A 5,333-nucleotide genomic window follows, 5' to 3' on the forward strand; every position below is an offset into this window, starting at 1 on the left:
CAGGTGAGCTTGATGCAGCCAAAGCCGCAGGGCTTAAAACCTTGCACTTAATACGTGATGGCCAAGCACATAGCGCGCACCCATACGTACATGACTTTAGCACAGTTAAATTGGAGCAATTTGCATGAGCCAATTAACAATTTATGCTAACAACAATCCAAGTAATGCGCTGGTAAACACCTGTGATTTAAGCGAAATTACTCAGCAATTAGCAAAGGTAAATGTACGTTTTGAACAATGGCAAGCAACCGCCCCCATTAATGAGCACACCACAAATGAGCAAATTATTGCAGCGTATAAAAATGATATAGCGCGCTTAAAAGCGCAAAATGGCTACCAAACGGTGGATGTTATTTCGCTTGCAAAAGGTAATCCTGCAGCGGCACAAATGCGAGAAAAGTTTTTATTTGAGCACACTCATAGTGAAGACGAAGTTCGCTTTTTTGTAAAAGGCCAAGGGTTATTTTGCCTACATATTGATGCCAAAATTTACCAAGTATTATGCCAGCAAGGTGACTTAATTTCGGTCCCAACTCTTACCCCACATTGGTTTGATATGGGGAGCGACCCAGAATTTACCGCCATTCGATTATTTAATAATACCGAGGGCTGGGTTGCAAAAAGCACCGAGTCTGAAATTGCGAAGCAGTTTCCGTTGCTCGCATAGCAAAAGTAATACGCTCCACAAAGGGATAAGTGGAGCGCTGTTTAAAAACTACTTAAGCGCTGTTAACGCGCCACTCTCTACATCACTTTTATTGTAAACACCGGTATCTAACACCCAAGCTGTTATTAGTTTTGCAGGTGTTACATCAAATGCGGGATTATACACATTGGCATTAATGGGTGCCCACAGCGCCTCACCAAAACTGCCACTTACGCCGCGTACCTCTGCGCTATTTCGCTGCTCTATTGCTATATCGCTACCGCAAGCTGTTTGTGTATCAAGCGTAGTTAAAGGCGCGACAACATAAAAAGGAATATCATGAAAATGCGCCAATACAGCTAAATTATAAGTTCCCACTTTATTAGCAAAGTCGCCATTAGCAGCAATACGATCGGCGCCTACCACTATTTTATCTACCTTACCTGCGGCCATTAAGCTTGCTGCCATATTATCGCAAATAAGTGTGTACGGTACTTGCCAGCGCTCAAATTCGAACGCGGTTAAACGCCCGCCTTGCAACAAGGGCCGCGTTTCATCAACCCACACATGTATATTGCCGTGTTGTTGCTGCGCTTTGTAAATAACGCCTAATGCTGTACCAATACCAGCAGTCGCTAATGCGCCGGTATTACAATGGGTTAAAATATTGTCGCCGCTGTTTATAAGCTTAGCTCCGCGCGTTGCCATGCGCTCACATAGGGCAATGTCTTCAATAAAAAGGCGCTCTGCGCTGCACACCACTGCTGCTACAAAGTCATCGCTTTTAAGAGCCTCTCTTAATGTAGCCATACAATGCATTAAATTAACAGCGGTTGGCCTTGTGGCTTCAAGCTCATCAATTGCTTTTGCAAGCGCCGCTTGAGTTGTCCCCTGCTGCGCTAAATGAGCAACCAGCAAACTCGCACCTAAGCCTATTAATGGTGCGCCACGAATTTTTAAACTGATGATCAGCTCCTTCATCGTCTCAACACTATGGCATTCGTGCCATACCTGCTGATGAGGAAGTAAATACTGGTCAAGCACACTTAATGTGCCGTTTTCATATTTTAAACTGCTTGCGATTAGGTTTTGCATGGTGAGGCTGCTTAAATAAAATGCGTAAGGGTATTTTACATCAGTTTGAATAACTCTCAAGTTAGACTTGTAGACATCTAAACATTTAAAGGTATAGAATGCCCAAAAAGGTTATTTGAGAACTCACTATGGCTAACTATGTCGCGTTTGATGCGCAGCGCGCAATTGAATATGTAAATTCGCTAATTGACTCTAAGCAGTATGATTTTTTTTATGCTGGCGCACACTTAACTGCGTACGAATTTGGTGACGGTAACCTTAATTTAGTATTTAGAATTAGCGATGAGCACCATAACAGCATTATTTTAAAGCAAGCACTGCCTTATGCTCGTTGTGTAGGTGAATCATGGCCGCTCACGCTTGATAGAGCCCGTATTGAGGCGCAAGTGTTACTTAACCATGGGGCTATTTGCCCACAAAACACCGCTAAAGTACTGCACTATAACCAAGCTTACGCACTTACTATTTTAGAAGATTTAGGTCACTTAAAAATATTGCGCACGGCGCAAAATAACGCGGAGCAATTTCCTAAGTTAGCCGAGCACGTAGCTAGGTATTTAAGCCATACCGGGTTTTATAATTCAGATTTTTACCTAACCGCCCAGCATAAAAAGGCCCTTGTACAGCAATTTACTAACCCTGAGCTTTGCCAAATTACAGAAGATTTATTTTTTAGCGATCCGTATACAGATCACGAACGCAATCACTTTGACGAGCAACTTACTACACATGTACACGCTTTTCGTGATAACACGGCACTTAAGTTAGAAGTTGCAAAGTTAAAAGCTAATTTTTTATCTAACCCGCAAACATTGCTGCACGGCGATATGCACAGCGGCAGTATTTTTGTAGATACCAATACCACTAAAGTGATTGACCCCGAGTTTGGCTTTTTTGGCCCTGTTGGCTTTGATGTAGGCTCTTTTATTGGCAATTTACTATTAAATTACTGCGCACAAGCAGGGCATATTGAAGAGTTTGTAGCACGACGAAACTATCAAACGCATTTACTTAGCTGCATTGTTGAAAGCTATAATTTATTTGAGCAACAATGGTTAACTTTAATTGCCAACCACAGCACAGATCACACCCTTAATACCGAGGGCTACCCACAGTACTTTATGAAAACCGTATTACAAGACGCCATAGGTTATTGTGGAACAGAACTAATTAGGCGCACCATAGGGCTCGCGCATGTGGTAGATATTGACAGCATTGAAGATGAAAATACGCGCCTTGCAGTACAAAAACAAACGCTGAGCTTAGGTGAGCAACTTATTTTAAATGCCAAAAGCTGCGACAACAAAGATGCCTTTTTTAGTTTATTAATAAGCCAACTAAATTAAAAAAGGCGCCAAAGCGCCTTTTTTATACTAATACCGTTATTGGTAGTTTTCGTAAATTTTATCGAGCGGCTCCGACAGCCCGCTTTCTTGCACTATACGCACGTGTTTACGCCTTAATTCCCGCGCACTCGTTACACCACATGAGTGGGCAATTAAGCCAGCGCCGTAATGAATATATTTATTATAATTGGCAACCCGCTGAGCTTTATCTGCAACATTTAAACCACGCTGTAGCCGCTCGTTATGGGTAGTTACACCGGTTGGGCAGGTGTCTTTATTACATTGCATGGCCTGTATACAGCCTAACGCAAACATATGACCACGCGCAGAAACAACAAAATCAGCACCCAAAGCAAGCGCCCATGCTACCTTAGAGGGCACAATTAACTTACCCGAAACAATGACTTTAACCCGCCCTGTTAAGCCGTGTTTTTCAAGCATATTAACAACCAGCGGTAAGCTTTCGCGCAGCGGTAAACCTACCGAATCTAATAAGGGTTGTGGCGCTGCGCCCGTACCGCCATCGGCACTATCAATAGTGATAAAGTCCGGCGCTGATTCAAGCCCGCGATGGTTTATTTCTGCAAATAGTGTTTCTAGCCAAGTGTAATCACCAATAACGGCTTTAAAGCCGGTAGGTTTGCCTGTGGCGTTTCGCACTGTGGCAATCATATCTAATATGTCGCTTGGCTTTTTGATCTCTGGGTGCCCATTTGGGCTAATTGAATCTTTACCCTCAGGGATGCCCCTTATTTTAGCAATTTCAGCATTAACCTTTTTACCAGGTAACATACCGCCTTTACCTGGTTTGGCACCTTGACTTAATTTAAGCTCAAACATTTTTACGTTCTTATGCACCGCAATTTCTTTAAGTTTATCGATACTTAAATTTCCAAGCTCGTCACGCACACCATATTTAGCCGTACCAATTTGAAACACCAAATCGGCTCCGCCCTCTAAGTGATAAGGGCTTAACCCGCCTTCACCTGTATTCATCCAGCAGCCGGCCAATTTTGCCCCTTTTGATAACGCTCTAACAGCCGGTTTTGAGAGCGCACCAAAGCTCATTCCCGATATATTAAACAAGGAGTTAGTGGTGTACGGCGTTTTACAATAAGGGCCTAACGTTACATTACTTGGGTCCAGCGCCTCTTCATCTAAGGTAGGAAAAGCACAGTTCATAAACATCACTGTACCTGTTACCTCTAAGCTTTGCGTGGAGCCAAATGCAGCGGTACGATCGACATCTTTTGCAGCCCGATACACCCAGCTGCGCTCTGCTCGGTTAAACGGCATTTCTTCTCTATCGAGGGCAAAAAAGTACTGCCTAAAAAACTCGCCTTGGCGCTCAAAAAAGTATCTAAAGCGGCCAATAACCGGGTAATTTCGCCTAATTGCATGCTTTGTTTGAGTAATATCACGAAAATAAAAAACAATTACGGTAAGTACAATCAATCCTAATGCAACAATAAAAATACTCGCAAATACATCAATACTAAAAATAATAAAATCGCTCATCCAAGGCCCCTTGATGGCTGTTTTTAAAAATAAAAAAGGTGTTGCGTCAAAATGACACAACACCTTTCGTTGTTCAAGGCTTATACCTTTAGATAATTAGCTTTGCGTGTTTTCAAGCTCAGCTTTTATATACAAACGAACTTGCTCTTCAAGCACTGATAACGGCACTGAACCATGACGCAGTACTTGATGATGAAACTCACGAATATCAAAACGAGGCCCAAGCGCTTGCTCGGCCTCTGTGCGTAAAAGCTTGATAGTCAGCTCGCCAATTTTGTACGACAAAGCTTGTCCTGGCCACGAAATATAGCGGTCGGTTTCGGTTTTAACATTGTGTAATGAAAGCGCCGTGTTTTCGCTCATAAAGTTCATAGCGCGCTCTCGGCTCCAGCCGTACATGTGCATACCTGTATCAACCACTAAACGAGCTGCACGCCACATTTCATAGGTTAAACGGCCAAATCGGCTGTATGGGTCTTGGTAAAAGCCTGCTTCTATACCTAAGTATTCAGAATAAAGCCCCCATCCTTCACCAAAAGCCGAAAGGTAGGCATCACGTCGGTAGCTTGGTAAGTTTTCAAGCTCTGCATTAAGCGATATTTGTAAATGATGCCCCGGTACGGCTTCGTGTAAGGTCAGCGCCTCTAATACATACAATGGGCGCTTATCTAGCGCATATGTATTTACCCAATAATAACCCGCTTGATCGCTTCGGCTCGAGCCAACAT

At 43.1% G+C, this 5,333-nt stretch carries 5 protein-coding genes and 1 pseudogene; 3 read left to right on the forward strand and 3 right to left on the reverse strand.

Annotated elements, in window-relative coordinates:
- A pseudogene (locus tag L650_RS0108890) lies at nucleotides 1–128 on the forward strand (acireductone synthase); the annotation flags it as partial.
- On the forward strand, nucleotides 125–667 hold the full coding sequence (locus L650_RS0108895) for a 1,2-dihydroxy-3-keto-5-methylthiopentene dioxygenase (RefSeq protein WP_029772882.1): 543 nt from the start codon (nucleotides 125–127) through the stop codon (nucleotides 665–667). The pseudogene L650_RS0108890 and the gene L650_RS0108895, both read left to right, overlap by 4 nt.
- A gap of 48 nt (nucleotides 668–715) precedes the next feature.
- On the opposite strand, the gene mtnA is transcribed toward L650_RS0108895, so the two are convergent.
- The gene (mtnA, locus tag L650_RS0108900; protein WP_029772883.1) at nucleotides 716–1,741 is read right to left on the reverse strand and encodes an S-methyl-5-thioribose-1-phosphate isomerase; all 1,026 of its coding nucleotides are present in this window, start codon (nucleotides 1,739–1,741) and stop codon (nucleotides 716–718) included.
- Nucleotides 1,742–1,869: 128 nt separating this feature from the next.
- Between mtnA and mtnK the strand changes: the two genes are divergently transcribed.
- Nucleotides 1,870–3,087: an S-methyl-5-thioribose kinase gene (gene mtnK / locus L650_RS0108905; protein ID WP_029772884.1), complete on the forward strand. Its 1,218-nt coding sequence runs from the start codon at nucleotides 1,870–1,872 to the stop codon at nucleotides 3,085–3,087.
- A gap of 36 nt (nucleotides 3,088–3,123) precedes the next feature.
- On the opposite strand, the gene L650_RS0108910 is transcribed toward mtnK, so the two are convergent.
- Both L650_RS0108910 and L650_RS0108915 read right to left on the reverse strand, forming a co-directional pair.
- Complete coding sequence (locus L650_RS0108910; RefSeq protein WP_029772885.1) at nucleotides 3,124–4,605, reverse strand: FMN-binding glutamate synthase family protein; 1,482 nt, start codon at nucleotides 4,603–4,605, stop codon at nucleotides 3,124–3,126.
- Nucleotides 4,606–4,701: 96 nt separating this feature from the next.
- A partial coding sequence (locus L650_RS0108915) for a DUF885 domain-containing protein (protein ID WP_029772886.1) occupies nucleotides 4,702–5,333 on the reverse strand: 632 nt, incomplete at its 5' end.

The sequence above is a fragment of the Pseudoalteromonas sp. TB51 genome (assembly GCF_000498055.1).
Classification (GTDB): domain Bacteria; phylum Pseudomonadota; class Gammaproteobacteria; order Enterobacterales; family Alteromonadaceae; genus Pseudoalteromonas; species Pseudoalteromonas atlantica.

Coding starts and splice junctions, on each gene's coding strand:
- L650_RS0108895 (WP_029772882.1), top strand. CDS start 125: ATGAGCCAATTAACAATTTATGCTAACAACAATCCAAGTAATGCGCTG.
- mtnA (WP_029772883.1), bottom strand. CDS start 1,741: ATGCAAAACCTAATCGCAAGCAGTTTAAAATATGAAAACGGCACATTA.
- mtnK (WP_029772884.1), top strand. CDS start 1,870: ATGGCTAACTATGTCGCGTTTGATGCGCAGCGCGCAATTGAATATGTA.
- L650_RS0108910 (WP_029772885.1), bottom strand. CDS start 4,605: ATGAGCGATTTTATTATTTTTAGTATTGATGTATTTGCGAGTATTTTT.